The sequence below is a fragment of the Hydrogenophaga sp. L76 genome (genome assembly GCF_057654755.1).
In genome coordinates this window covers 2,552,349-2,577,500 of sequence record NZ_CM172807.1, presented here as the reverse complement: position 1 = coordinate 2,577,500, position 25,152 = coordinate 2,552,349, and the positions used below count along the sequence as shown (strand labels likewise).

Annotated in this window: 22 protein-coding genes and 2 rRNA genes (1 of these 24 cut by a window edge); 18 read left to right on the top strand and 6 right to left on the bottom strand. The window is 63.7% G+C overall.

The features are described from left to right. Both AC23D4_RS12330 and rrf read left to right on the top strand, forming a co-directional pair. A 23S ribosomal RNA gene (locus tag AC23D4_RS12330) occupies positions 1 to 2,411 on the top strand; it begins 468 nt to the left of the window's first position. Between the two features lie 160 nt (positions 2,412 to 2,571). After that, positions 2,572 to 2,684 (top strand): 5S ribosomal RNA (rrf, locus tag AC23D4_RS12325). Positions 2,685 to 2,783: 99 nt separating this feature from the next. On the opposite strand, the gene AC23D4_RS12320 is transcribed toward rrf, so the two are convergent. The 3 genes from AC23D4_RS12320 to AC23D4_RS12310 all read right to left on the bottom strand — a co-directional run bounded on the left by AC23D4_RS12320 (position 2,784) and on the right by AC23D4_RS12310 (position 6,283). After that, the gene (locus AC23D4_RS12320) at positions 2,784 to 3,719 is read right to left on the bottom strand and encodes an MBL fold metallo-hydrolase (protein WP_472888783.1); all 936 of its coding nucleotides are present in this window, start codon (positions 3,717 to 3,719) and stop codon (positions 2,784 to 2,786) included. A gap of 25 nt (positions 3,720 to 3,744) precedes the next feature. Beyond that, the gene (locus AC23D4_RS12315; protein WP_472888790.1) at positions 3,745 to 5,439 is read right to left on the bottom strand and encodes an AMP-binding protein; all 1,695 of its coding nucleotides are present in this window, start codon (positions 5,437 to 5,439) and stop codon (positions 3,745 to 3,747) included. Between the two features lie 109 nt (positions 5,440 to 5,548). Beyond that, complete coding sequence (locus tag AC23D4_RS12310; RefSeq protein WP_472888782.1) at positions 5,549 to 6,283, bottom strand: FFLEELY motif protein; 735 nt, start codon at positions 6,281 to 6,283, stop codon at positions 5,549 to 5,551. 181 nt (positions 6,284 to 6,464) lie between these two features. Between AC23D4_RS12310 and AC23D4_RS12305 the strand changes: the two genes are divergently transcribed. Then, complete coding sequence (locus AC23D4_RS12305) at positions 6,465 to 7,358, top strand: esterase/lipase family protein (RefSeq protein WP_487623614.1); 894 nt, start codon at positions 6,465 to 6,467, stop codon at positions 7,356 to 7,358. Between the two features lie 63 nt (positions 7,359 to 7,421). On the opposite strand, the gene hppD is transcribed toward AC23D4_RS12305, so the two are convergent. After that, the gene (gene hppD, locus AC23D4_RS12300) at positions 7,422 to 8,558 is read right to left on the bottom strand and encodes a 4-hydroxyphenylpyruvate dioxygenase (protein ID WP_472888780.1); all 1,137 of its coding nucleotides are present in this window, start codon (positions 8,556 to 8,558) and stop codon (positions 7,422 to 7,424) included. Positions 8,559 to 8,679: 121 nt separating this feature from the next. Here hppD and AC23D4_RS12295 point away from each other — a divergent pair, with 121 nt between their 5' ends. The 9 genes from AC23D4_RS12295 (at position 8,680) to AC23D4_RS12255 (ending at position 18,513) form a co-directional block, all read left to right on the top strand. Next, positions 8,680 to 9,153, top strand: coding sequence for an Lrp/AsnC family transcriptional regulator (locus tag AC23D4_RS12295; protein WP_472888779.1), 474 nt, complete (start codon positions 8,680 to 8,682; stop codon positions 9,151 to 9,153). A 140-nt stretch (positions 9,154 to 9,293) separates the two neighbouring features. Beyond that, entirely contained in the window at positions 9,294 to 10,031 is a 738-nt protein-coding gene (locus tag AC23D4_RS12290; protein WP_472888778.1) for a GNAT family N-acetyltransferase, read from the top strand. A 120-nt stretch (positions 10,032 to 10,151) separates the two neighbouring features. Continuing rightward, complete coding sequence (locus AC23D4_RS12285; protein ID WP_472888777.1) at positions 10,152 to 11,018, top strand: CorC family transporter; 867 nt, start codon at positions 10,152 to 10,154, stop codon at positions 11,016 to 11,018. Between the two features lie 39 nt (positions 11,019 to 11,057). Next, positions 11,058 to 12,860 carry an apolipoprotein N-acyltransferase gene (gene lnt, locus AC23D4_RS12280; RefSeq protein ID WP_472888776.1) on the top strand — a complete coding sequence of 601 codons (1,803 nt, stop codon included), beginning with the start codon at positions 11,058 to 11,060 and terminating at the stop codon, positions 12,858 to 12,860. 124 nt (positions 12,861 to 12,984) lie between these two features. Continuing rightward, positions 12,985 to 13,905, top strand: coding sequence for a glycine--tRNA ligase subunit alpha (glyQ, locus tag AC23D4_RS12275; protein WP_472888775.1), 921 nt, complete (start codon positions 12,985 to 12,987; stop codon positions 13,903 to 13,905). A 16-nt stretch (positions 13,906 to 13,921) separates the two neighbouring features. Next, positions 13,922 to 16,042: a glycine--tRNA ligase subunit beta gene (glyS, locus tag AC23D4_RS12270; protein ID WP_472888774.1), complete on the top strand. Its 2,121-nt coding sequence runs from the start codon at positions 13,922 to 13,924 to the stop codon at positions 16,040 to 16,042. Between the two features lie 103 nt (positions 16,043 to 16,145). After that, positions 16,146 to 16,736 (top strand): D-glycero-beta-D-manno-heptose 1,7-bisphosphate 7-phosphatase, encoded by a 591-nt coding sequence (gmhB, locus tag AC23D4_RS12265; protein WP_472888773.1) that lies wholly within the window; start codon positions 16,146 to 16,148, stop codon positions 16,734 to 16,736. Positions 16,737 to 16,744: 8 nt separating this feature from the next. Continuing rightward, complete coding sequence (locus AC23D4_RS12260) at positions 16,745 to 17,488, top strand: lysophospholipid acyltransferase family protein (protein ID WP_472888772.1); 744 nt, start codon at positions 16,745 to 16,747, stop codon at positions 17,486 to 17,488. A 119-nt stretch (positions 17,489 to 17,607) separates the two neighbouring features. Next, the gene (locus AC23D4_RS12255; protein ID WP_472888771.1) at positions 17,608 to 18,513 is read left to right on the top strand and encodes a M48 family metallopeptidase; all 906 of its coding nucleotides are present in this window, start codon (positions 17,608 to 17,610) and stop codon (positions 18,511 to 18,513) included. Positions 18,514 to 18,516: 3 nt separating this feature from the next. Here AC23D4_RS12255 and AC23D4_RS12250 read toward each other — a convergent pair whose 3' ends face one another. Further along, positions 18,517 to 19,587, bottom strand: a complete 1,071-nt coding sequence (locus AC23D4_RS12250) for an MBL fold metallo-hydrolase (protein ID WP_472888770.1) — start codon at positions 19,585 to 19,587, stop codon at positions 18,517 to 18,519. 120 nt (positions 19,588 to 19,707) lie between these two features. Here AC23D4_RS12250 and AC23D4_RS12245 point away from each other — a divergent pair, with 120 nt between their 5' ends. Together AC23D4_RS12245 and AC23D4_RS12240 are read left to right on the top strand one after the other, a co-directional pair. Next, positions 19,708 to 20,124 (top strand): MerR family transcriptional regulator, encoded by a 417-nt coding sequence (locus AC23D4_RS12245; protein ID WP_472888769.1) that lies wholly within the window; start codon positions 19,708 to 19,710, stop codon positions 20,122 to 20,124. A 54-nt stretch (positions 20,125 to 20,178) separates the two neighbouring features. Further along, entirely contained in the window at positions 20,179 to 20,544 is a 366-nt protein-coding gene (locus AC23D4_RS12240) for a DUF1304 domain-containing protein (protein WP_472888768.1), read from the top strand. A 12-nt stretch (positions 20,545 to 20,556) separates the two neighbouring features. Here the strand turns inward: AC23D4_RS12240 and AC23D4_RS12235 are convergent, their stop codons facing one another. Next, the gene (locus tag AC23D4_RS12235) at positions 20,557 to 20,727 is read right to left on the bottom strand and encodes a hypothetical protein (protein ID WP_472888767.1); all 171 of its coding nucleotides are present in this window, start codon (positions 20,725 to 20,727) and stop codon (positions 20,557 to 20,559) included. Positions 20,728 to 20,853: 126 nt separating this feature from the next. Here AC23D4_RS12235 and AC23D4_RS12230 point away from each other — a divergent pair, with 126 nt between their 5' ends. The 4 genes from AC23D4_RS12230 to aceK all read left to right on the top strand — a co-directional run bounded on the left by AC23D4_RS12230 (position 20,854) and on the right by aceK (position 25,138). Next, positions 20,854 to 21,315, top strand: coding sequence for a PaaI family thioesterase (locus AC23D4_RS12230; protein WP_472888766.1), 462 nt, complete (start codon positions 20,854 to 20,856; stop codon positions 21,313 to 21,315). 32 nt (positions 21,316 to 21,347) lie between these two features. Further along, entirely contained in the window at positions 21,348 to 22,529 is a 1,182-nt protein-coding gene (locus AC23D4_RS12225; RefSeq protein WP_226464842.1) for an isovaleryl-CoA dehydrogenase, read from the top strand. A gap of 73 nt (positions 22,530 to 22,602) precedes the next feature. Further along, positions 22,603 to 23,271, top strand: a complete 669-nt coding sequence (gene can / locus AC23D4_RS12220) for a carbonate dehydratase (protein ID WP_472888765.1) — start codon at positions 22,603 to 22,605, stop codon at positions 23,269 to 23,271. A gap of 31 nt (positions 23,272 to 23,302) precedes the next feature. Continuing rightward, the gene (aceK, locus tag AC23D4_RS12215; RefSeq protein ID WP_472888764.1) at positions 23,303 to 25,138 is read left to right on the top strand and encodes a bifunctional isocitrate dehydrogenase kinase/phosphatase; all 1,836 of its coding nucleotides are present in this window, start codon (positions 23,303 to 23,305) and stop codon (positions 25,136 to 25,138) included. The last annotated feature ends 14 nt before the right edge of the window (positions 25,139 to 25,152 follow it).

Here is a 25,152-nt window from a genome sequence, read left to right as displayed (position 1 = left end):
AAGGCGAAAAGAACCCCGGGAGGGGAGTGAAATAGATCCTGAAACCGCATGCTTACAAAAAGTAGGAGCCTCGAAAGGGGTGACTGCGTACCTTTTGTATAATGGGTCAGCGACTTACATTCAGTGGCAAGCTTAACCGAGTAGGGAAGGCGTAGGGAAACCGAGTCCGAATAGGGCGATTCAGTCGCTGGGTGTAGACCCGAAACCAAGTGATCTATCCATGGCCAGGATGAAGGTGCCGTAACAGGTACTGGAGGTCCGAACCGACTAATGTTGCAAAATTAGCGGATGAGCTGTGGATAGGGGTGAAAGGCTAAACAAACTTGGAAATAGCTGGTTCTCTCCGAAAACTATTTAGGTAGTGCCTCAAGTATTACCGTCGGGGGTAGAGCACTGTTTTGGCTAGGGGGTCATGGCGACTTACCAAACCAAGGCAAACTCCGAATACCGACGAGTACAGCTTGGGAGACAGAGCACCGGGTGCTAACGTCCGGACTCAAGAGGGAAACAACCCAGACCGCCAGCTAAGGTCCCTAAAATTGGCTAAGTGGGAAACGAAGTGGGAAGGCTAAAACAGTCAGGATGTTGGCTTAGAAGCAGCCATCATTTAAAGAAAGCGTAATAGCTCACTGATCGAGTCGTCCTGCGCGGAAGATGTAACGGGGCTAAGCCAGTTACCGAAGCTGCGGATTTGCAATTTATTGCAAGTGGTAGGAGAGCGTTCTGTAAGCCTGTGAAGGTGTCTTGTAAAGGATGCTGGAGGTATCAGAAGTGCGAATGCTGACATGAGTAGCGTTAAAGGGGGTGAAAAGCCCCCTCGCCGTAAGCGCAAGGTTTCCTACGCAACGTTCATCGGCGTAGGGTGAGTCGGCCCCTAAGGTGAGGCAGAGATGCGTAACTGATGGGAAACAGGTCAATATTCCTGTACCGATTACAAGTGCGATGTGGGGACGGATCTTAATAGGTTATCCGGCGGTTGGATGTGCCGGTTTAGACAGATGTAGGCGACACGTAGGCAAATCCGCGTGTCATATACCGAGGCTGTTGATCGAGCGAGCTTGCTCGCGAAGTAACTGAACGAGGTCCCAGGAAAAGCCACTAAGCTTCAGCTTGTAATTGACCGTACCGCAAACCGACACTGGTGCGCGAGATGAGTATTCTAAGGCGCTTGAGAGAACTCTGGAGAAGGAACTCGGCAAATTGACACCGTAACTTCGGAAGAAGGTGTGCCCTTGTAGTGTGATGAGAACATCTGAGCACGAACGGGTTGCAAAAAATTGGTGGCTGCGACTGTTTATTAAAAACACAGCACTCTGCAAACACGAAAGTGGACGTATAGGGTGTGACGCCTGCCCGGTGCTGGAAGATTAATTGATGGGGTGCAAGCTCTTGATCGAAGTCCCAGTAAACGGCGGCCGTAACTATAACGGTCCTAAGGTAGCGAAATTCCTTGTCGGGTAAGTTCCGACCTGCACGAATGGCGTAACGATGGCCACACTGTCTCCTCCAGAGACTCAGCGAAGTTGAAATGTTTGTGATGATGCAATCTCCCCGCGGAAAGACGGAAAGACCCCATGAACCTTTACTGTAGCTTTGTATTGAATTTTGAACAGATCTGTGTAGGATAGGTGGGAGGCTTTGAAGCAGGGTCGCTAGATCTTGTGGAGCCAACGTTGAAATACCACCCTGGTGTGTTTGAGGTTCTAACCTAGGTCCCTTATCGGGATCGGGGACAGTGCATGGTAGGCAGTTTGACTGGGGCGGTCTCCTCCCAAAGTGTAACGGAGGAGTTCGAAGGTACGCTAGGTACGGTCGGACATCGTGCTAATAGTGCAATGGCATAAGCGTGCTTAACTGCGAGACTGACAAGTCGAGCAGATGCGAAAGCAGGACATAGTGATCCGGTGGTTCTGTATGGAAGGGCCATCGCTCAACGGATAAAAGGTACTCTGGGGATAACAGGCTGATACCGCCCAAGAGTTCATATCGACGGCGGTGTTTGGCACCTCGATGTCGGCTCATCTCATCCTGGGGCTGTAGCCGGTCCCAAGGGTATGGCTGTTCGCCATTTAAAGAGGTACGTGAGCTGGGTTTAAAACGTCGTGAGACAGTTTGGTCCCTATCTTCCGTGGGCGCTGCAGATTTGAGGAAGCCTGCTCCTAGTACGAGAGGACCGGAGTGGACGCACCTCTGGTGTACCGGTTGTCACGCCAGTGGCATTGCCGGGTAGCTAAGTGCGGAAGAGATAACCGCTGAAAGCATCTAAGCGGGAAACTCGTTCCAAGATGAGATCTGCCGGGGCCTTGAGCCCCCTAAAGAGTCGTTCAAGACCAGGACGTTGATAGGTCAGGTGTGGAAGCGCAGTAATGCGTTAAGCTAACTGATACTAATTGCTCGTGAGGCTTGACCCTATAACTTTGACGATAATCGTCCAAGTGCAAATGTTATTGTTATGCCCCGTAGGACAACCCTCGTTGGCCTACATCGTTGGCAGCAATCAAAATGAGCTGATTCGAAACTCTATGAATTCGTCCCTGTTGTGCATCAGCACAGCAAGGACAACCCGTTATGCCTGACGACCATAGCAAGTTGGTACCACTCCTTCCCATCCCGAACAGGACAGTGAAACGACTTTGCGCCGATGATAGTGCGGATTCCCGTGTGAAAGTAGGTCATCGTCAGGCTCTTACTACCCCACAACCCCCTCGTACCTCGCGTACCTGGGGGTTTTGGCTTTCCTGGGTCTGTTAGTCACACCTGTTGGCGAGCCGGCTTGGTATCAATCAAGTGTTGATCACCAGATTGCCGTCCAACCGCAGTGCGTTGCTGCTTTCCAATTCTGTGAGCAAGCGATCCAGCCATTCCTTTTGTTGTTGATCGCTGTCGGTCGGCATCGTGTTGCTCAGATAAGGCGTATTTCTGGCCCACGCCAGCAAATCGTTTCGCGCTATTGTTCGCCATTCCAGCAATCGGAACTTGATCAAAACCTTGACCGCGTGTCGATGGTGCTTTTCCGGCGAACGGGTGAACTGCGCTAACCGGCTTCGGGCTCTTATGATCGCTGGCCCGACATCCTGGAACACGCTGCCATGGCCCGGAATCACGCTCTGCGGTTTCAGGCTTTCGATCAAGTCCAGTGTTTCTCCCACTTCCTCAAACGCGGACAGTCCTTCCAGTTCTGGGAAGACGACACCAAATCCGTTTTGCCACAAGGCATCAGCGGAGATCAGAACCCGATGGTCGGGCTGGAAAAGGATGATCGAATGCGGGTCATGACCTTTCGCCCCGTGTATTTGCCAGCGCCAGGAGCCCAGCTGCAGTTCTTGACCCGGGAGCAGTAAACCCTGGTGTCGAAAAGGAGGGCATTGTTGGCCAGTAGGTGTGTAAGTCAGCGCGACGGGGTCCCAATTGGCGACGCTGTCGGCCTGCCCTGGCGGAATCAAGGTCATGAGCTGGGGATACCTGTGCTGCAGCGCAGCGTTGCCCCCGCAATGGTCGCTGTGGAGGTGGGTGTTGAGCAACACGTCCAGCGGCGTCTCAGCAAGCTCGCCGGTCACCAGAGCCAGTGTCTGGCTGACATGACTGCCATAGCCGGAATCGACGAGTGCCGTGGGACCCTCGCCTCGAATCAAGGTGTTGTTGGCCGAGAGCCACCCCCGTTCGAAAACGGTGGCGCCCACCGCCTTGAGGGTTTCCGCGACAGAAGGCGCTTCAATCATGGGTGTGTTTTGCCTGAGAGGTCCGTCAGACCGGCGCACGCAGCGCGCGCCGCAGGATCTTGCCGACGTTGGTCTTGGGGAGTTCGTCGCGGAATTCGATGTACTTGGGGCGTTTGTAGCCGGTGAGGTTGTCGTGGCAGTACCGGGCCACGTCTTCCTCTCCCAGTATTGGATCGCTGCGCACCACGAACACCTTGATAGCTTCGCCTTGTTTCGCGTCTTCCACGCCAATGGCGGCACATTCCAGCACGCCGGGGCACATGGCAATGACGTTCTCCAGTTCGTTGGGAAAGACGTTGAAGCCGGAAACCAAGATCATGTCTTTCTTGCGGTCCACGATCCGGGTGTAGCCCCGTTCGTCCATGATGCCGACATCGCCCGTGCGCATGTACCCGTCTGCCGTGAACGCCTGAGTCGTCTCTTCGGGCTGGTTGTAGTAGCCCGTCATGACGTTGGGTCCTTGAATGCAGATTTCCCCGGGGGTGCCCAGCGGAAGGCTGTTGCCGTCGTCGTCCTTGATGGCGATGGCGATGCCGGGCAAGGGAAGCCCGATCGTGCCTGTGAAGTCGCGGTTGATCACCGGGTTGTTGGTGCCAATGGCACAGGTTTCGCTCATGCCCCAACCTTCAATCATGGGGCAGCCAGTGACCTTGAGCCATTGCTTGGCGGTTGACTCTGAAGCAGCCATGCCGCCCGCCTGCGACAGCGCCAGGCTGGAAAAATCGAGCTGGCGGAACTGCGGGTTCTGCAGCAAGGCGTTGAACAGGGTGTTGACCGCCGGCAGCAAGTGAAACGGGCGGCGCTTCAGTGTTTCAACCAGTTTGGGCACGTCCCTGGGGTTGGGAATCAGGGTCATGTGTGCTCCCCAGCGGATGGTCAGCAGGCTGAGCGTGAGCGCGAAGATGTGGTACAGCGGGAGTGCCGCGATGGCGTTGACCACGCGGATATCACCAACGCGCGCAAGCGCGGGCTGGAACCAGGCCTCGGCTTGCAAGACAGCGGCGATGATGTTGCGGTGGGTGAGCACCGCGCCTTTGGAGAGGCCGGTGGTTCCTCCGGTGTACTGCAGGAACGCGATGTCATCGGCCTGGGCCAGGCTGGGTTTGAGTGTCTGGCTGGTACCTTCGGCCAGCGCCTGGCGGAAGCTGGAAATGGTGCGCGGTCCCAGTACGCCGGTCACAGGCAGCTTGTAAGCGGGGACCAGCTTCGCCAGATGCCGGACGGCGAAACTGATCCAGCGGCCATACCAGAAGCCGAGCAGGTCGCCCAGGCTGGCGACCACCACGTGGCGCAATTGGGTGACGTCGATGACTTCTTCGAGTGTGTGGGCAAAGTTTTCCAGGATGACGATGGCTTCGGCGCCGGAGTCCTTGAGTTGGTGTTCCAGCTCTCGCGCGGTGTACAGGGGATTGACATTGACCACCGTGTAGCCCGCGCGCACCACGGCGGCCATGGCCACCAGGAACTGGGGCACATTGGGCAACATGATGGCCACACGTGCACCCGGCGCGAGTCCCTTGGCCTGCAGCCAGGCACCCAGGGCCGCACTGTGTTGATCGAGATCGCCGTAGCTCATCCAGCGCTCCAAGCACACGGACACGGGTTGTCGCGCGTTCTTTCGCAGCGACTCTTCCAGCAGGGTGGCCAGTGAGCGGTATTGCTCGGGTTGAACGTCGTGTGCAACGCCAGCGGGGTAGTGGGACAGCCAGGGACGGTTCATGTTCATGACGGGTGTTGTTCTGGGTGCATTCTGGCGGGCAGAACCGCGTTGGCACACAGGGCCAGCCCTAGGACCGTGTCACCCAAAGCACAGAGGGCGCTGAAACGACTCAGGCCCGCGCCAGCTCGTCGGCGAGCGCCCGCTGGCAGCTGTCTGGCGCGGCATCAAACAGGGTATCGATCCACGCGTGCTCGCGCTCGTTGATGGTCGCCAGGAACGCCTGGGCGTCGCCCAGGGAGGAAAAAGCCGAAAACCCGCTCTCCAGAAACTGTTGCAAAGAAGACAGGCCGGCCGCCTGCGCGGGCTTTCGCATGAGTTTGAGCGCGATGGACAGGGACCTCATCCGGGTCAGCCGCTGCAGTTCGCGGCCCATGTGTTTCACCACCGAGAGTTGCCGGTCGCGCAGCGGGCGTTCACCGGTGAGGCGCCAGCTGCGCACATAGCGCTCGGCTTCGCTGCAGCCACTGTCCTGGGCCAACCAGTGCGTCGCCAGTTGGTGGTCCAGCGTTTCGGTGAGCGCGTGGGTCTCGGCCAGATCCACCGCGAGCTCCGCCACAGCGTCCGGAAACATGCGTTCGATGGCCCCCGCGATGCGCCCGAACTGCGTATCGCGCTCGGTGAAGTCGTGCTCACCGTAGAGCTCGTCGAGGAAAAAACGGGTGGCTTCCGCGTAGCGAGGCTGGACAAGGAAGTCGGCGTAGGTGGCGCGAAAGCGCCTCGCCTGCAGCTGCTTGACCTGGTGCACGGCGCTGGCCAAGCCGGCGTCGAGGGCCTGCTCACGCAGATGCGCCACACGCTGCAGATGCATGCGGATCTGATCTGCGGCGCTGGTCACGGCGTTCATTGAGAACCAGTCTACCGCTGCAACAGACCGTTCCGCTAGGGCGTGCGCTCTATCACCGTGCAGGCAACATCCGGCGATGGCGTGCGATAGTTCAGCGATGTTCGATAGACAAGTTGCTGATCCCAACGGGCGGGCCGCGGTCCACCGCGTTTCCGGACTCGCACGCCTGCAGCAAGGACTCATGCTCGGGTCGTTGGCACTGGCCGCGGGCTGGAGTCTGTGGGCGTGGAGCTGGTCCCGCCCCGCTGCGTTGCTGGGGGTGCTGGCCATGTTGGGGGGTTATGCCTTGGTGCTGGCGCTGGAGTTTGTGGTGGTCGGCGTGGTGAACCGGAGCGACCCGACACCCCGTGCCCATGCGGGAACCCTGTTGTGCGCCTGGTGGCAGGAGGTGCGGGTGGCCCCCCGGGTGTTTTCCTGGCGGCAGCCGTTTCGCTGGCGCTGTCTGCCGGATGAAGACGTGCCGCCGGCACCGGGCTGCACAGCGTTGGTGTTCGTGCACGGCTTTGTGTGCAACCGCGGCTTCTGGCTGCCTTGGATGCACGAGCTGCGGCAGCGCGGCGTGCCCTACACCTCGGTGAATCTGGAACCGGTGTTCGGTTCGATAGATGAAGGCGTGCCCTTGATCGACGACGCCGTGCGGCGCGCGCACGCGCTCACCGGCCAGCCGCCGATGCTGGTGTGTCACAGCATGGGCGGCCTGGCGGCGCGCGCCTGGCTGGACGCGGTGCCCGGTGCGGACCAGCGGGTGAGCCGGATCGTGACCATCGGCTCGCCGCACCACGGCACTTGGCTGGCCCAGTTCAGCCGCGTGGACAACGGTCGCCAGATGCGGATCGGAGGGGACTGGTTGCGCTCACTCCAGGCGCGTGAGGCTGTGACAGCGCCGAACAACCGCTACGACCGCTTTGTCTGCTGGTATTCCAACGCGGACAACATCGTGTTCCCCGCCGCCACGGCGATGCTGCCGGGCGCCGACAACCGCCATGTGCCTGGCGTGTCGCACGTGGCCATGGCGTTTCACCCCCAGGTGATGCGCGAGACGCTGGCCTTGTTGATCCGACCACCAGCAGCCTGAGCGCTGGCGCGAAGAGCCAGTGCTTCTTCGGGCAGGCGATGGACCTCCGCGCCTGGCCGGCGATTATTCGGCCCTGGTTCCCGTCGCCAGCACCCCACGGCGCATCTGGTCGAGCTCCATGGTCTCGAACAGCGCCTTGAAGTTGCCCTCGCCAAAGCCCTCGTTGCCTTTGCGCTGGATGAACTCGAAAAAGATCGGGCCGAGCTGGTTCTCGCTGAAGATCTGCAGCAGCAGTTCGCCGGGCTTGCCGTCCACGAGGATGTTGCGCTGCTGGAGTTCGGCGACGTTTTCGCCGTGGCCGGGAATGCGTTTGTCGAGCAGTTCGTAGTAGGTGTCGCTGGTGTTGAGCAGCTTCACCCCGGCGAGTTCGAGCGCATCGACCGTGTCGTAGAGGTGGGTCGAGCCCATGGCGATGTGCTGGATGCCCTCGCCGTGGTAGCGGTCCAGGTACTCCTGGATCTGGCCGGCCTTCTCGTTGCCTTCTTCATTGATCGGAATGCGGATCTTGCCGCAGGGGCTGGTCATGGCCTTGCTCTTCACACCCGTGGCCTGACCCTCGATGTCGAAGTAACGCACTTCACGGAAGTTGAACAGCCGCTCATAGAACCCGGCCCATTCGTCCATGCGGCCGCGGTGCACGTTGTGTGTGAGGTGGTCGATGTAGGTCAGGCCGTGGCCCACCGGGTTCAGCTCCGCACCGGGCAGCGGCTCGAAGTCCACATCGAAGAAGCCGATGTTGCCGATGTCGCCCGGCTGCGCGCCGTTCTTGCCGCGCCAGCGGTCGATGAAATAGATGATGGAGTCGCCGATGCCCTTGATGGCCGGGATGTTGAGCTCGCCCGGTGCCGCCGTGTTGGCGTAGCCCCAGGCACCGAGCGAAAGGGCCCGCTCGTAGGCCACTTTCGCATCGCGCACGCGGAAGGCGATGGCGCACACGCTGGGGCCGTGGAGGCGGGCGAAGCGTTGGGCGAAGCTGTCGGGTTCGGCGTTGATGATGAAGTTGATCTCGCCCTGGCGGTACAGCGTCACGGCCTTGTGGCGGTGTTTCGCGATCGGCTTGAAACCCATGCGCTCGAACAGCGCGCCCATGGCAGCGGGATCGGGTGCGGCGTATTCGATGAATTCGAAACCGTCGGTGCCCATGGGGTTGTCCCAGGTGGCTGCGGCAGACGTGACGGCGGTGGGCAGGCTGGCGTTCATGGTGGTCTCCTTGTGGTGTGGCGAAAGCAAAGCGCCACTGTATCGGCGCAGCGTGTCACGATTCCAGCGTTTTGGGGCGCTCCGTTTGTCCTTTTTGCAGGATTCCTGCAGAATCAAAAGCATGCAAGCACTGGACAAGCTCGATCGCCACATACTGCGCAGCCTGCAGGCCGATGGCCGGGCCACCTACGACCAGATCGCGGAGGTGGTGGGTCTGTCGCCCAGTGCCGTGCTGCGGCGGGTGAAGCGGCTGGAAGAGGTGGGCGTGATCGACCGCTATGTTGCGCTGGTCAGGCCCGAGGCCGTGGGTCTGGGCCTGACGGCCTATGTCAACGTGCGGCTGGAGAAACACGCGGAGAGCGCCAAACGCAATCCCATGGACCAGTTCCGCGCCAGTGTGATGGGCTGGCCCGAGGTGGTGGAGTGCGCCGCGCTCACGGGGGAGATGGACTTCCAGCTGCGGCTGGTGGTGGCCGACATGGCGGCTTACTCGCGCTTCATGATGGACACCCTGCTCAAGCACCCCAGCGTGCAGGATTGCAAGACCAGTTTCGTGATGGACCGGGTGAAAAGCACCACCGCTTTGCCCGTGTAAAGCGCCCTCTTCTGAGGCATTTTGTTGCATCGCAACAAAATGAGGTGACAGACGGTCAAAATGCCGCCCGCCCATCGGGTTTTTCCCGGTTTAGAGGCGCACGCCCTTGTCGATATAGGGATAACCCTTATATTTAAACCATGATCGATCCCCTCTCCTGGTTCAAGTCTTCTGCGCAGCGCAGCGCAGCGCCGTCACGTCTGCTCGACGACGTGGCGCCGGGTGAGTTGCGCAACACGGGTTCGTCCACCTCCATGGCTGTGCCCATCCGGTCCATGGGGCCGGGGCATCTGGAGCGCATCAGCGCCCACCTGCTGGCGCTGGAACCACACGACCGTTACCTGCGCTTTGGTTATGCGGCCAACGACGAGCAGATCCAGCGCTATGTGGCCAGCCTGAACTTTGCGCGCGACGAGCTGTTCGGCATCTTCAACCGCAAGCTCGAACTCATTGCCATGGCGCACCTGGCGTATTCGGTGGATCCGCAGTGCACCAGTTGCGCCGAGTTTGGTGTCTCTGTTTCCCGTCTGGCCCGGGGTCGCGGTTACGGCAGCCGCCTGTTCGAGAGGGCCGTCATGCACTCTCGCAACGAGGGCGTGAGCCAGCTGTTCATCCATGCGCTGTCTGAAAACACCGCCATGCTGCGCATCGCCCGCAAAGCCGGTGCGGCGATCGTGCGCGACGGTTCCGAAAGCGAAGCCCATCTGCACCTGCCGCCGGCCGATTTTGATTCGCGCGTGACTGAGATGGTCAACGAGCAGATGGCCCTGACCAACTACCACCTCAAGGTCCAGGCCCGGCAGTTCTGGGACGGGCTGGCCCTGCTGATGGAAATCCGCCAGGGCGTGCGCGAATCGCGCGAACGCGTGCGCGGTTGACCGGGCAAGCCTGATCCGGCTTCCCACGCGGGCGCTCCGGGTGCCGTGGCGGTGTGTCTCTGGTTGCCGTCATGGGCTTGCGGTATCCTTCGATACTCCCTCAACCATCCCATTCCTTCAGTGGCCGACATCCCTCCCAGTCCCGGGCCGCAGCGCAGCCTGCGGCATGAAGACAAACGTGGTTTCCTGCAAAAGCTCGCGGAGTTCATCCATCCGGGCCCGGATTCCAAGGACGAACTGATCGAAACCCTGGCCGAGGCCGAGGACAACGACATCATCAACGCCGAATCGCGCATCATGCTCGAAGGCGTGATCCGCATGGCCGACATGACGGCCGGCGATGTGATGGTGGCGGCCCCGCGCATGGATGTGCTCGACATCAATGCGCCCTACGATGAACTGCTCCACCTGGTCATCGACACCGCGCACTCGCGCTTCCCGGTCTACGAGGGCGAGACCGAAAACATCATCGGCATCCTGCTCGCCAAAGACCTGCTCAAGCTGCAGCGCGCCCCCGAACTCAACATCCGCGCCCTGTTGCGCCCGGCCACCTTCGTGCCCGAGAGCAAGGGGCTGAACGACCTGCTGCGCGAATTCCGCGGCAACCGCAACCACCTGGCGATCGTGATCGACGAGTTTGGCCGTTTGGCCGGCCTCATCACCATTGAAGACGTGCTGGAAGAGATTGTTGGCGAGATCGAGGACGAGTTCGACGTGGTCGAAGACGATGGCGACATCTTCGCCCTGGCCGACAGCACCTGGCGCGTCAGCGGTGACACCTCCATCGAGCGCATCAATGAGTCCTTCGGTCTCAAGCTCGCGGTGGACGATTTCGACACCATCGGGGGCCTGATCGCGCACACCATGGGCCACGTGCCCAAGCGCGGCGAGGTGCATGAGCTCGATGGCCTGCGCTTTGTGGTGCTGCACACCAAAGGCGGCGCAGTCAAATGGTTCAAGGTGTTGCCGACGCCTCTGGTCGATTGAGCCCGAGCCGCGATCGCGCCCACACGCCAGCGAACCGCCATGCGCAGCCTGTTCGGTAACCTGAACACGCCGTCGAGCCTTTCCCCCCTCAGTGGCCAGCCGCCGGGACGTCCTGCCCGTGGCAGGGGCCTGTTCTGGCTGGTGGTCTGTGTGCTGGCCGGCTGGCTGCAGGCGGCTGCCCTGGCCTGGCCCGTGCGTGGCTGGAGCCCTCCGGGCCTGGCGCCCGGCGAGCCCAATGGCTGGCTGCAGATCGGATCGCTGTCCCTGCTGGTCTTGGCCTTGCGGCATGTGCAGCAGCTGCGCCAGGGCGTCTGGCGCACCTGGGTGTTCGCCACGGCCTGGCTGGCCTCGACCTTCTGGTGGCTGTTTGTTTCCATGCACACCTACGGCGGCCTGCCAGCCTGGTTGGCGGCGCTGGCCGTGCTGGCGCTGGCGGGTCTGCTGGCCCTGTATTACGCGCTGGCGGCGGGCCTGATGTGCGCACTGGCACCGCGTTCGCGCATCCAGCAGGCTGTGATGTTCGCGGCGCTCTGGACCCTGGCCGAGCTCGCGCGAGGTCGCTGGCTGACCGGGTTCCCCTGGGGTGCAGGCGGTTACGCCCAGGTTGATCTGATGGCGGCCTGGGCTCCCTGGGTGGGGGTGTACGGCATGGGCGCGATCGCCGCGCTGCTGGCCTTTGCGCTCGCGGCGGCGCTTTCGGCGCTGGGGGGGTGGATGCGTCAAGGCTTGTTCCCGACCGCGCGCCGGCCCGGCGCCCCCGATCCCCTGCGCTGGTACCACCAGCGAGGCCGCTCAATGGCTGTTGCTCAAGGGCTGTCCGGAGTGGTTTTGCTGGTCGCGCTGTTGGCCAGCGTGCTGTGGGGCGGTGCGTGGCGCGACCAGGGCCAGCGCGACACCACCGCACATGGCCAACTCCGGGTCTGGCTTCTGCAGGGCAACATCGCCCAGGACCAGAAATTCGAACCCGGCACCGGTGTTGCTGAGGCCTTGCGCTGGTACCCGGAACAGATCGCCAAGGCGGCCGAGGCGGCGCGGGTTGACACGCTGCGCGGGCCGCAGCTCGTGGTGGCGCCCGAGACCGCGTTGCCGATGTTGCCCGACCAACTGGGTGACGCGTTCTGGCAACCGCTCCTGCGAGGGCTGTCGCAACCGGATGCCTCGCTGGGCGCGTTGCTGGGCCTGCCGCTGGGCAGCTACGAGCAGGGTTACACCAACTCGGCCTGGGGCATCGAGCCGCGCACCGCCGCGGCGCCGCAGCCCGGCGGGTTTTTCCGTTACGACAAACACCACCTGGTGCCCTTCGGCGAATTCATTCCGCCCCTGTTTCGCTGGTTCACCGACCTGATGCGCATTCCGCTGGGTGATTTCAACCGTGGCGCGCTGGCGCAGCCCGCATGGTCCTGGGCCGGGCAGCGCATCGCGCCCAACATCTGCTACGAAGACCTGTTCGGCGAAGAGCTGGCCGCCTCGTTCCAGGACCCCGTGACGGCACCCACCGTGCTGGTCAACCTGAGCAACCTTGCCTGGTTTGACGACTCGGTGGCGATCGACCAGCACCTGCAGATCTCGCGCCTGCGCGCCCTGGAGCTGGGCCGGCCCATGCTTCGCGCCACCAACACCGGCGCCACCGCGGTCATCAACCACCGCGGCGAAGTCACACACCAACTGGCTCGCCTGACCCGGGGCCGGCTGGAGGCCGTGGTCGAAGGGCGCAGCGGCAGCACGCCCTTCGCCCGCTGGGCCGGACGCTGGGGTCTTTGGCCAGTCTGGGTGGCGTGCCTGACCGTGGTCGTGCTGCTGGCCAGCCGCCGACCCCGGCGCCGCCGCGCGCGCGGCGCCTGAACGCCCCCACGGTCAAAGGCTGGCGCCCCGTAAAATCCAGCTTCTGCGCAGTGCGCCCGCCAGGGCGGCTGCCCCTCGCACCCAGAACACTTCCGGCCCTGGCTTCGCACCGGCCCCTTCCCGCATGTTGACCTTCCAGCAAATCATTCTGAAACTGCAGTCCTATTGGGACGCCCAGGGCTGCGCGCTGCTGCAGCCCTACGACATGGAGGTCGGCGCCGGCACCAGCCACACCGCCACCTTCCTGCGCGCGCTTGGCCCTGAGCCCTGGAAGGCCGCCTACGTGCAACCCAGCCGCCGGCCGAAAGACGGCCGCTACGGCGAGAACCCCAACCGCCTGCAGCACTACTACCAGTACCAGGTGGTGTTGAAGCCTGCACCCAGCAACATCCTGGAGCTCTACCTGGGCTCGCTCGAAGCGCTGGGCTTCGACCTGAAGAAGAACGACATCCGTTTCGTCGAAGACGACTGGGAAAACCCCACGCTCGGCGCCTGGGGCCTGGGCTGGGAGGTCTGGCTCAACGGCATGGAAGTCACGCAGTTCACCTACTTCCAGCAGGTGGGCGGCATCGACTGCAAACCCATCACCGGCGAGATCACCTACGGCCTGGAACGCCTGGCCATGTACCTGCAGGGCGTGGACAACGTCTACGACCTGGTGTGGACGAACCGTGCCGATGGCTCCAGTCTGAGCTATGGCGACGTCTACCTGCAGAACGAAAAGGAACAGTCGGCCTACAACTTCGAACACTCGGACGCCGACTTCCTGTTCACCGCCTTCAGCGCCCACGAAAAGCAGGCCAAACACCTGATGGAGCAGCAGCTCGCGCTGCCTGCCTACGAGCAGGTCCTGAAGTGCGCCCACAGCTTCAACCTGCTGGACGCGCGCGGCGCCATCAGCGTGACCGAGCGCGCCGCCTACATCGGCCGCATCCGCAACCTGGCGCGTGGCGTGGCCCAGAGCTACTACGAGAGCCGCGAGCGCCTGGGCTTCCCCATGGCGCCGCGCGAGTGGGTGGAACAGATGACGAAGAAAGCCGCCTGAGCGGGAGAGCACAAGAATGACAACCAAGAACCTCCTCGTCGAACTGTTTGTGGAAGAGCTGCCACCCAAGGCGCTCAAGAAGCTGGGTGATGCCTTCGCCGGCGTGCTGTTTGAACAACTCAAGGCCCAGGGCCTGACGGCGGCCGACTCCGCCGTGACGCCCTTCGCCTCGCCGCGCCGACTGGCCGCGCACGTGACCGCCGTGACCGAGCGCGCCGCCGACAAGTCCGTGTCGCAAAAACTCATGCCCGTGAGCGTGGGCCTGGACGCCAGCGGCCAGCCCACGCCGGCGCTGCTCAAGCGCCTGGGGGCGCTGGGTGCTGACGCGTCCGCCGTGGCCGGCTTGAAGCGTGCGCCCGACGGCAAGGCCGAAGCGCTGTTCTACGACAGCGTGGTGCCCGGTGTGGACCTGGCCGTGGGCTTGCAGAAGGCGCTGGACGAAGCGATAACCAAGCTGCCGATCCCCAAGGTGATGAGCTACCAGCTCGAAACCGATTGCGAGCTGCCCGGCTGGAGCAGCGTGCACTTCGTGCGCCCGGCGCACGGCCTGGTGGCGCTGCACGGCAGCAGCGTGGTACCGGTGAAGGCGCTGGGGCTCCGGGCCGGCAACGGCACCCAGGGCCACCGCTTTGAAGCGGCCAAGTCGCCTGTGCTGCTGGCCGACGCCGACAGCTACGCGCAGACCCTGCTGACCGACGGCTCGGTGATCGCCAGTTTCAACGACCGCCGCTTCGCCATCGTGCAGCAGCTCGCGCAGGCCGCCGAGCGCCTGGGCCCGGGCTACGAGGTGCTGATGGACGAGGCGTTGCTGGACGAAGTGACCGCCCTGGTCGAACGGCCCAACGTGCTCACCTGCGGCTTCGAAGAGCAGTTCCTCGAAGTGCCGCAGGAATGCCTGATCCTCACGATGAAGGCCAACCAGAAGTATTTCCCGCTGGTCGATACCCACGGCAAGCTGACCAACCAGTTCCTCGTCGTCAGCAACATCAGCCCGATTGATGCCAGCGCCGTGATCGGCGGCAACGAGCGCGTGGTGCGCCCGCGCCTGGCCGACGCCAAGTTTTTCTTTGACCAGGACCGCAAGAAGACGCTGGAAAGCCGCGTGCCGGCCCTGTCCAAAGTGGTCTACCACAACAAGCTGGGCACACAGGGCGAGCGCATGGAACGTGTCTGCGCCATTGCCGAGACCATTGGCCTGCAGCTGGGCGGCCCTGAGCTGGCGGCGCGTTCGCTGCTGTCCGCGCGACTGGCCAAGACCGACCTCGTGACCGACATGGTGGGCGAGTTCCCCGAGCTGCAGGGCATCATGGGCGGCTACTACGCGCGCCACGACGGTCTCTCCGACGACATCGCCTTCGCGATCGAAGACCACTACAAACCGCGCTTCGCGGGCGACGAACTGCCGCGCACGATGACTGGCGTGGTGGTCGCGCTGGCCGACAAGCTGGAGACGCTGGTCGGCATGTTCGGCATCGGCAACCTGCCAACCGGCGACAAGGATCCGTTTGCGCTGCGCCGGCACGCGCTGGGCGTGATCCGCATGCTGGTGGAGAAGGATCTGCCGCTGGATTTGCAGGGGCTGCTGGCCGGTGCCGCACCCGCTTTCGGCGACAGGATCACCGACGCTACTGCCGCGCTCGTCGACTTCATCTACGACCGCCTCGCCGGAGGCCTGCGCGAGCAGGGCGCCAGCGCCCAGGAAGTCGACGCTGTTCTGGCACTGCGCCCGCAGCGCTTGGCCGACGTGAGCCAGCGCCTGCAGGCCGTGCGCGCCTTCGCGGCGCTGCCCGCCGCAGCGGCGCTGGCGGCCGCCAACAAACGCATCGGCAACATCCTCAAGAAGTCCGAAGGCGAGGGCGTCGCGGTGCAGGAGAGCCGGCTGGTCGAAGCGGCCGAAAAGGACCTGTTTGCCGCGATGCAGAAGACCGTGCCAGCGGCCGACGCCGAGTTCGCCAACGGCGACTACACCGCTTCGCTGATGACGCTGGCCGCGCTGCGCGCGCCGGTAGATGCCTTCTTCGACGGCGTGATGGTGAACGCCGAAGACCCGGCGCTCAGGGCCAACCGCCTGGGCCTGCTCAAGCAGCTGCACGAAGCGATGAACCGCGTGGCCGACCTCTCCCGTCTGGCAACATGACAGCCCCTGCGCTCCGCCGCTGCGCGGGTCGCTGTCCCCCGAGGGCGCGCGGCCTTGCCTGGGGCGGCCCGGCGCAGCGGCCCTCACTTCTGTGGAGCACCGCATGAAACTGCTGATCCTCGACCGCGACGGCACGATCAACCGCAGCCGCGACGACTACGTCGCTTCTCCGGATGAATGGGAAGCCCTGCCCGGTGCGCTCGAAGCCGTGGCACGGATCAACCAGGGCGGTTGGCGCGTGGTGCTGGCGACCAACCAGAGCGGCATCGGCCGTGGCTTGTTCGACATGGCTTCGCTGAACGCGATTCACGCCAAGATGCACCGCCAGCTCGCGGCCGCCGGGGCTCGCGTGGAGGCGGTGTTTTTTTGTCCGCACGCCCCTGAGGATGGTTGCCACTGCCGCAAACCCGAACCTGGCCTGTTTGAACAGATCGGGGTGCGTTTCGGCATGACACTGGCCAATGTGCCGGCGGCGGGCAACGCCCTGCGTCATGTGCAGGCCGGCGCTGCGGCCGGCTGTCCCACCCATCTGCTGCTGACCGGCAAGTCCGAACACCTGCGCGGTCGTGCCGGGCCTGGAGCGGACGCCGAGCTGGCGATGCTGCTTCCCCATCTGCCTTCGGGCACCCGCCTGCACGAAGACCTGCCCGCATTTGCCGACTGGCTGCTGGCGCAGGACATCGCCACCTCCTGAACCGCCCCATGATCGTCATCAACTTCCTGCGTGCCGTCCTGCATCTCTTGTTCATGGTCGTGACCGTGATTCCGTGGGCGCTGGCGGTGGTGGTCGCCGCGCCGTTCATGAAGCCCGACCGCATCTACTGGATGTGCGCGCGCTGGCTCAAGCTGGCGGTCGATGGCGGCACGGTGATCCTGGGCATCCGCAACCAGGTGATCGGCTTCGAGAACCTGCCGGTGGGCAGCACGGCGCCCGCGGTGCTGCTGGTCAAGCACCAGTCGCTCTGGGAGACCTTCAGCATGGCTGCGCTGATGCCGCACCCGCTGGCCTTTGTCTTCAAGAAGGAACTGCTGAAGGTGCCTTTTTTTGGCTGGGCCATGGCGCGCATGGACATGATCCACATCGACCGGGCCGACGGTGCGCGCGCTTTCGCCAAGGTGGTGCAGCAAGGGCAGCGGCTGCTGGACCAGGGCACCTGGGTCATCATGTTTCCCGAGGGCACGCGGATTCCCCGCGGCGAGAAGGGCACGTACAAGAGCGGGGGCACCCGCCTCGCGATCCGCACCGGCGCGCCGGTGATCCCGATCGCCGTGACCTCGGCCAAGTGCTGGCCGCGCAAGGCCTTCATCAAGAAGCCCGGTGTGGTGGAGTTTTCGATCGGCAAACCGATCCCCAGCGCGGGCCGTCAGCCGGACGAGCTGATGCGCGAGGTGGAAGACTGGATCGAGACCGAGATGCGGCGCCTCGATCCCACGGCTTACACATGACCACCCCAGCGCCGCGCTTTCAGCGCGTCACCCCCTCAAGGGGCGATGCGAGTGGCCCGGCAAAGCCGGTTCCACCGCATCCTCGGTGCAGACATCTCGCTCCGGAGGGGACTGAGCCCATGCAGCGCTTCGTGCAACTGGCGCTCGATTTCCTGACCGGGCCTGAGCCCGTGGGGTTGCCCAGGCCGCCTGCCCCGGTGGTGAAGCCCCGGCCTGCGGCACCGCCCGCCGAACCGCTGAGCGAGGTGTTTCAGCCCGGCACCTGGCACCACCCGCGCGCCAACCGCCTGTTGAAGCTGGGCAGTTGCGATGTGGCCTACGAGTTCAAACGCGGCAAGCGCCGCACCATCGGCTTGTCGGTCGGACCCGATGGCCTGAGCGTGAGTGCGCCGCGCTGGACGCCGGTGGGCGAGGTCGAAGCGCTGCTGCACGACAAGGCCGGTTGGGTGCTAGAAAAGCTGCAGAGCGCCCGTCAACGCGCCGGGGAGCTGGCGCAGGCGCGAACCGTCTGGGCCAACGGTGCCGAGCTGGATTTTCTGGGCCAGCGCGTGCGCTTGGTGCTCGATCCTGCGCACGGGTTCGCGCAGGTCGGGGCTGTGCTGGAGCCGGCCGCCATCGACGCGCCCGATGCCGTGGGTGCCCTCCGGCTGGGGCTGGCCCACAGCGCCACCGAGGCCCAGATCCGCGACGCGGCGCAGGCCTGGCTGATGCGCCAGGCCAAGCGCGTGTTCGCCGAACGGCTGGATCATTTTTCGCCGCTGCTGGGTGTGCGCTATGAAAAATTGCGCCTCTCCAGCGCCGGCACGCGCTGGGGCAGCGCCAGTGCCGACGGCACCATCCGGCTGAACTGGCGGCTGATCCACCTGAAGATGGAGATGGTGGACTACGTCGTGGTGCACGAGCTCAGCCACCTGCGCCACATGGACCACAGCCCGCAGTTCTGGGACGTGGTGGCGAGCGTGATGCCGGACCACATGGCGCGGCGGCGCGCGCTCAAGCGGTCTGCGGTGCCGCTCGGCGAGTGAGTCTCAAACGGCCTTGAAGCGGTAGATGCCCTCGGCATCGCGCTCGCGCCGCACCTGGCCGCCAAACCACAACCGGTGCAGATGCGCCACCGCCTCGCCCATGGCGAAGGTGGTCTGGTGCAGGTCCAGCTCGCGCTGGAACAGCAGGGGAATAGCGTCTGCGCCGCTGATGGGTCGCTCGCGGCAGGCGTCGAGCAGTTCGGCCAGCCGTTCGGCGTGGTGGTCCTTCAGCTGCCGGATGCGTTCGTGCAGCCCGGTGAAGGGCTTGCCGTGCGAGGGCAGCACCAGCGTGGCTTCGGGCAGCGGCAGGTATTTGTCGAGCGAGTCCAGGAACAGCGTCAGCGCATCGCTCTCGGGCTCCATGTCGTGCACGCTCACGTTGGTGCTGATGCGCGGCAGCACCATGTCGCCGCTGATTAGCACCCGCAGTTCATCGCAATAGAGCGCGATGTGTTCCGGCGCGTGGCCGTAGCCGCTGATGCAGCGCCAGCCGCGTTCGCCGATGGTCACGGTCTGGCCGTCCATCAGGCGGCGGTAGCGCGGCGGAACAGCCGGCACCATGCCGGGGTAGTAGCTCGCCCGGCCGCGGATTTGCGCCAGGCTGTCGGGGTCGGTCATGCCGTGGGACGCAAAGAAGTCGGCCGCACTGGCGCCACCGAAACCGGTGGTGCTCTGTGAGCCGATGCGCGCCGAGTTGTAGTCGGTGGCGCTGATCCACAGCATGCAGGCCCACCGCTCGCACAACCAATAAGCCAGCCCGATGTGGTCCGGGTGCATGTGGGTCACGATCACGCGCAGGATGGGCAGGCCGTCGAGTTCGTTGGCAAAAATCTGCTCCCACTGCGCCTTCGCTTCATCGCGCGAGATGCAACAGTCCACCACCGTCCAGCCCTCCACGCCGTCCAGCGTATCGCGCAGCAGCCAGAGGTTGATGTGGTCCAGCGCGAACGGCAGCGCCATGCGGATCCACTTCACCCCCGGCGCCACCGTGAGCGTGTGGCCGGTGTCGGGCAGCGTGTCGCCCAGCGGGTAGTGCAGGCGGGCTTCGAGCTGCTCTCGGGAGGGGGGATTCATGCGCGGGTGGATTCCGTTAAGATGCCAACGAGTGACGTTAACGTAAACGTCAAGAGATGCCGGGCATTCTACGGAGCGGGGTTCCGATGCACTGTCCGCAACCCGACAAGGCCCTAGCCCATGGCGAGCAACCCGACCTACACCATCAGCGATCTGGCGCGCGAGTTCGACCTGACAACGCGCGCGATCCGCTTCTACGAAGACATGGGCCTGCTGCAGCCGCAGCGCGAAGGCCCGGGTGGGCGCAACCGGGTCTACAGCTCACGCGATCGCACGCGCCTGAAGCTCACGCTGCGCGCCAAGCGTCTGGGGCTCTCGCTGACCGAGGCCAAGGACATCATCCAGATGTACGACAGCCCGCGCGACACCGGGCCGCAGCTGCGCAAGTTCCTCGCCGTGCTGGCCGAACACAAGCGCCAGCTCGAAGAGCAGATGGCCGACCTGGTGGCCAACCTCGACGAGGTGAAGGTGCACGAGAAAGAGGCGCGGGCGCTGCTGGCGAAGGTGGACAAGACGATCAAGGCCGACAAGGTCTGAACGGCGCGCTCTCATGGCTGCCGCACGGACAGCACCCGTTTTGCAGGAGTTCCCATGGCCATCATCGCCAGCATCGTCGTTGTTCTCGTCGCGCTCCTGCACCTCTACTTTCTGGTGCTGGAAATGTTCCTGTGGGACAAGCCGGCCGGCCTGAAGGCCTTCGGTAACACGCCGGAGAAGGCCGCGGCCACCAAGGTGCTCGCCGCCAACCAGGGGCTGTACAACGGCTTCCTGGCCGCGGGGCTGCTGTGGGGACTGCTGCTGGGTGCCGAGGGCTTTGGCGTGACGGTTTTTTTCCTCGGTTGCGTGCTGGTGGCGGGCCTGTACGGCGCAGCCACTGCCAGCCGGAAGATCCTGTTTGTGCAGGCGTTGCCGGCGGCCATCGGACTGCTGCTGGTGTTCCTGTCGCGTACCGTCTGAGGTGTGGAGACGTCAGCCGCTGTCGCCTGACACAGGGTTTTCGACCCACACCACCTTGTCGTGCTTGGCCGAGAGAATGACGCTGTCTATCTGGCCGGCCTTCTCCACGAACACCGGCCCGCGCTTGGTCTGGGCGCAAATGCTGCCGAACCGGTTCTTGGCTTTGGTGGGGGTGACGCGCATGGTGGGCTCCTGGGATGAATGGCCGTTTGGCTATTGAACTGGCCTTGCGGGTTCGTCCCGACTTGCGGCGGCAGGCTTGTCTCGGTCATAATTGACGTTTACGTAAACGTCAATCAAGGTGCGAACTTGAACCTCCAGACCTTCGAACCCCGCGACACGGATTTCGCCGCCCGCGTGCGCGCCAGCTTCGAGCGCCAGGCCGCCATGCGCACCCTGGGCGCCACGCTGGCCGCGGTGCGTCCCGGCCAGGTGGAAATCACCCTGCCGTGGGCCGAGCCGCTGACGCAGCAGCACGGTTTCCTGCACGCCGGCATGGTGTCGACCGCGCTCGACTCGGCCTGCGGCTACGCCGGGTTTTCGCTGATGCCGGTGGAGGCTGCGGTGCTCACCATCGAGTTCAAGATCAATCTGCTGGCCCCGGCCAAGGGCGAGTCCTTTCGCATGGTCGGCACCGTCATCAAGCCCGGGCGCACCGTCACGGTGTGCGAAGGCCATGCCTACGCCATCGATGGCGGACGCGAAAAACTCATCGCCACCATGGGCTGCACGCTGATGGCCGTCGTCGGCCGCGACAACATCCAGGGCTGAGCCCCACTTTTTTTCTTTTCAGGAGACACCCCATGAACAACCTGCCCGGCCTCAACTTCCAGCTCGGTGAAGACATCGACGCGCTGCGCGACGCGGTGCGCGAATTCGCGCAGGCCGAGATCGCGCCCCGCGCCGCCGAGATCGACAAATCCGACCAGTTCCCCATGGACTGCTGGCGCAAGATGGGTGAGCTGGGCGTGCTGGGCATCACCGTGTCCGAGCAGTACGGCGGCGCCAACATGGGCTACCTGGCGCACATGGTGGCCATGGAAGAGATCAGCCGCGCCAGCGCCTCGGTGGGACTGTCTTACGGCGCGCACAGCAACCTGTGCGTGAACCAGATCAACCGCAACGGCACGCCCGAGCAGAAGGCGAAGTACCTGCCCAAGCTGATCAGCGGCGAACACGTGGGCGCGCTGGCCATGAGCGAACCCGGCGCCGGCTCCGACGTGATCAGCATGAAGCTGAAGGCCGAAGACAAGGGCGGCTACTACCTGCTCAACGGCAACAAGATGTGGATCACCAATGGCCCCGATGCCGACACTTTGGTGGTCTACGCCAAGAGCGAGCCCGAGATGGGCGCGCGCGGCGTCACCGCCTTCCTGATCGAAAAAGGCATGCCCGGTTTCAGCATCGCGCAGAAGCTCGACAAGCTGGGCATGCGCGGCAGCCACACCGGCGAGCTGGTGTTCCAGAACGTCGAGGTGCCGGCGGAGAACATCCTGGGTGGCCTGAACATGGGCGCCAAGGTGCTGATGAGTGGCCTGGACTACGAACGCGCCGTGCTCACCGGCGGGCCGCTGGGCATCATGCAGTCGGTCATGGACAACGTGATCCCCTACATCCACGACCGCAAGCAGTTCGGCCAGAGCATCGGCGAGTTCCAGCTGATCCAGGGCAAGGTGGCCGACATGTACACCGTGCTGCAGGCCGCGCGCTCGTTCGCTTACACCGTGGCCAAGAACCTCGACCTGCTGGGCACCGACCACGTGCGCCAGGTGCGCAAGGACTGCGCCTCGGTCATCCTCTGGACCGCCGAGAAGGCCACCTGGATGGCGGGCGAGGGCGTGCAGATCTACGGCGGCAACGGCTACATCAACGAGTACCCGCTGGGCCGCCTCTGGCGCGACGCCAAGCTGTACGAAATCGGCGCCGGCACCTCGGAAATCCGCCGCATGCTGATCGGCCGCGAGCTGTTTGCCGAGACCTGCTGAAACACCGATGGACATCGGGGTGAACCGGCCTTGCCCGACAATGGCCAGACTGTTCAACCACATCTGACTTTCCATGAGCTCATCGCTGCAAGACCTGTTTGATCACAACCGCGAATGGGCTGCGGCCATGGTTCGCGAGAAGCCCACCTTCTTCACCGACCTGCTGGCCCAGCAGAGCCCGCAATACATGTGGATCGGCTGTTCCGACAGCCGCGTCCCGGCCAACCAGATCACCGGTCTGGCGCCCGGCGAGGTGTTCGTGCACCGCAACGTGGCCAACGTGGTGGTGCCGACCGACCTGAACTGCCTGTCCACGATCCAGTTCGCGGTGGACCAGCTGCAGGTGAAACACCTGATGGTGGTGGGCCACTACGGCTGTGGTGGTGTGAAGGCCGCGCTGAACGACACCCGCGTGGGTTTGGCCGACAACTGGCTGCGCCACATCAAGGACGTGCGCGACCGCCACGCCGCGCTCATCGCGGCCTCGCCCGAGGACTTCCGGGTCGAGGTCCTGTGCGAACTCAACGCCATCGAACAGGTGATGAACGTGGCCCAGACCACGGTGGTGCAGGACGCCTGGGCGCGCGGCCAGTCGCTCACGCTGCACGCCTGGGTCTACGCCCTGAGCGACGGCCTGTTGCGCGACATGCTGATGACGGTGGACGGCGCCAGCGGGCTCGAATCCATCTACCAGGCCGCCCTGGCGGGTGTGGCGGCCAAGCGCCGGAACACGGCGGCCTAGAGAGGCCGAGACAGCCGCCCCAAGGCCCTGCATGTTTCCCCAGCGACTTGACTCCACCGTGGCCTACGCCATCGCCAAGGCGATGATGGACGGCTTCAACCGCCACTACCGGCTGTTCCGCACCGAGTCGGCGCGCGCCAAACACCGCTTCGAGACGCGCGACTGGCGCGGCCAGCAGCGCGCACAGCGCGAGCGCATCGAGTTCTACGACCTGCGCGTCAACGAATGCGTGATGCGCCTGCACAAGGAGTTCAAGGCCGAGCAGCAACCCATGGACGTGTGGGAGCAGGTCAAGCTGCATTACATCGGCCTGCTGGTGAACCACCACCAGCCCGAACTGGCCGAGACTTTCTTCAACTCGGTCTGCACCAAGATCCTGCAGCGGGCCTATTTCCAGAACGACTTCATCTTCGTGCGCCCGGCGGTCTCCACCGAGTACATCGAAAACGAGGAGCCGCGGGCCCTGCCCACCTACCGCTGCCATTACCCGACCGCAGACAACATGGGGGCCGAGGTGCTGCGCATGATCGCGGACTTCGACCTGCGCGTGCCCTTCGAAGACCTCGCGCGCGATGCCCGTCTGGTGCTCGAAGCCATGAAGCCGCATTTCGACCACGTGAAGCTGCGCGCCAACTTCCAGTTCCAGGTGCTCTCGGGCCTGTTCTTCCGCAACAAGGGCGCCTACGTGGTCGGCAAGATCATCAACGGCTTCCAGGAAGTGCCGTTCGCGCTGCCCATCCTGCACAACGAAGACGGATTGCTGGTGGTGGACGCGGCGCTGTTCGGTGAAGACGACCTGCTGATCCTCTTCAGCTTTGCGCGCGCCTACTTCATGGTGGACATGGAGATTCCCAGCGCCTATGTGCAGTTCCTGCGCAGCATGATGCCGCGCAAGCCGCGCGCCGAGTTCTACAACGCGCTCGGTCTGGCCAAGCAGGGCAAGACGCTGTTCTACCGCGACTTCCTGTTCCACATGCGGCATTCCACCGACAAGTTCCGCATCGCGCCCGGCATCAAGGGCATGGTGATGCTGGTGTTCGACCTGCCGAGCTTTCCGTTTGTGTTCAAGGTCATCAAGGACTTCTACCCGCCGCAGAAAGACACCACGCGCGAGCAGATCCGTGGCAAGTACCTGCTGGTCAAGCAGCACGACCGCGTGGGCCGCATGGCCGACACGCTGGAGTTTTCCGAGGTGGGTTTCCCGCGCGAGCGTTTCACCGACGAGCTGATCGCCGAGATCCAGAAATTCGCGCCGAGCCAGCTGGAGATCAGCGACCGCAACGGGGACGGGGACATCGAGGTCATCCTCAAGCATTGCTACATCGAGCGGCGCATGATCCCGCTCAACATCTATCTGCAGGAGGCGTTTGATGCACTGCGGGGCGAGGGGGCGGACGACCTGTCGCTCAAGCGCGCGCGCCAGCAGCTCACCCGCGCCGTGGTCGAGTACGGCAATGCCATCAAGGACCTCGTTGCGGCCAACATCTTCCCGGGCGACATGCTGTGGAAGAACTTCGGCATCACGCGCCACGGCAAGGTCGTGTTCTACGACTACGACGAGATCGAGTACATCACCGACTGCAACTTCCGCCGTGTTCCCGCGCCGCGCAACGAAGAAGACGAGATGTCGGGCGAGGTCTGGTATCCGGTGGGTCGCCACGACGTGTTCCCCGAGACCTTCGGCCCCTTCCTGCTCGGCAACCCGATGGTGCGCGAGGAGTTCATGAAGCACCACGCGGACCTGCTCGACGCCGCCTTCTGGCAGGCTCACAAAGAGCGCATCGCCGCGGGCCATGTGTTTGACGTTTTTCCCTACGAGCGCGACCGGCGCTTCCATGTCCAGGCGGACAAAGAACTTTTAGCTTGAACTTTCACAGGAGA

What these genes read in the sequence shown, in the direction of transcription:
- hppD (WP_472888780.1), bottom strand. Translation starts at nt 8,558, where the DNA reads ATGAACGCCAGCCTGCCCACCGCCGTCACGTCTGCCGCAGCCACCTGG.
- aceK (WP_472888764.1), top strand. Translation starts at nt 23,303, where the DNA reads ATGTTTCCCCAGCGACTTGACTCCACCGTGGCCTACGCCATCGCCAAG.
- AC23D4_RS12225 (WP_226464842.1), top strand. Translation starts at nt 21,348, where the DNA reads ATGAACAACCTGCCCGGCCTCAACTTCCAGCTCGGTGAAGACATCGAC.
- lnt (WP_472888776.1), top strand. Translation starts at nt 11,058, where the DNA reads ATGCGCAGCCTGTTCGGTAACCTGAACACGCCGTCGAGCCTTTCCCCC.
- AC23D4_RS12255 (WP_472888771.1), top strand. Translation starts at nt 17,608, where the DNA reads ATGCAGCGCTTCGTGCAACTGGCGCTCGATTTCCTGACCGGGCCTGAG.
- AC23D4_RS12260 (WP_472888772.1), top strand. Translation starts at nt 16,745, where the DNA reads ATGATCGTCATCAACTTCCTGCGTGCCGTCCTGCATCTCTTGTTCATG.
- AC23D4_RS12295 (WP_472888779.1), top strand. Translation starts at nt 8,680, where the DNA reads ATGCAAGCACTGGACAAGCTCGATCGCCACATACTGCGCAGCCTGCAG.
- AC23D4_RS12235 (WP_472888767.1), bottom strand. Translation starts at nt 20,727, where the DNA reads ATGCGCGTCACCCCCACCAAAGCCAAGAACCGGTTCGGCAGCATTTGC.
- AC23D4_RS12305 (WP_487623614.1), top strand. Translation starts at nt 6,465, where the DNA reads ATGCTCGGGTCGTTGGCACTGGCCGCGGGCTGGAGTCTGTGGGCGTGG.
- AC23D4_RS12240 (WP_472888768.1), top strand. Translation starts at nt 20,179, where the DNA reads ATGGCCATCATCGCCAGCATCGTCGTTGTTCTCGTCGCGCTCCTGCAC.
- glyQ (WP_472888775.1), top strand. Translation starts at nt 12,985, where the DNA reads ATGTTGACCTTCCAGCAAATCATTCTGAAACTGCAGTCCTATTGGGAC.
- AC23D4_RS12290 (WP_472888778.1), top strand. Translation starts at nt 9,294, where the DNA reads ATGATCGATCCCCTCTCCTGGTTCAAGTCTTCTGCGCAGCGCAGCGCA.
- AC23D4_RS12315 (WP_472888790.1), bottom strand. Translation starts at nt 5,439, where the DNA reads ATGAACCGTCCCTGGCTGTCCCACTACCCCGCTGGCGTTGCACACGAC.
- gmhB (WP_472888773.1), top strand. Translation starts at nt 16,146, where the DNA reads ATGAAACTGCTGATCCTCGACCGCGACGGCACGATCAACCGCAGCCGC.
- AC23D4_RS12245 (WP_472888769.1), top strand. Translation starts at nt 19,708, where the DNA reads ATGGCGAGCAACCCGACCTACACCATCAGCGATCTGGCGCGCGAGTTC.
- AC23D4_RS12320 (WP_472888783.1), bottom strand. Translation starts at nt 3,719, where the DNA reads ATGATTGAAGCGCCTTCTGTCGCGGAAACCCTCAAGGCGGTGGGCGCC.
- AC23D4_RS12250 (WP_472888770.1), bottom strand. Translation starts at nt 19,587, where the DNA reads ATGAATCCCCCCTCCCGAGAGCAGCTCGAAGCCCGCCTGCACTACCCG.
- glyS (WP_472888774.1), top strand. Translation starts at nt 13,922, where the DNA reads ATGACAACCAAGAACCTCCTCGTCGAACTGTTTGTGGAAGAGCTGCCA.
- can (WP_472888765.1), top strand. Translation starts at nt 22,603, where the DNA reads ATGAGCTCATCGCTGCAAGACCTGTTTGATCACAACCGCGAATGGGCT.
- AC23D4_RS12310 (WP_472888782.1), bottom strand. Translation starts at nt 6,283, where the DNA reads ATGAACGCCGTGACCAGCGCCGCAGATCAGATCCGCATGCATCTGCAG.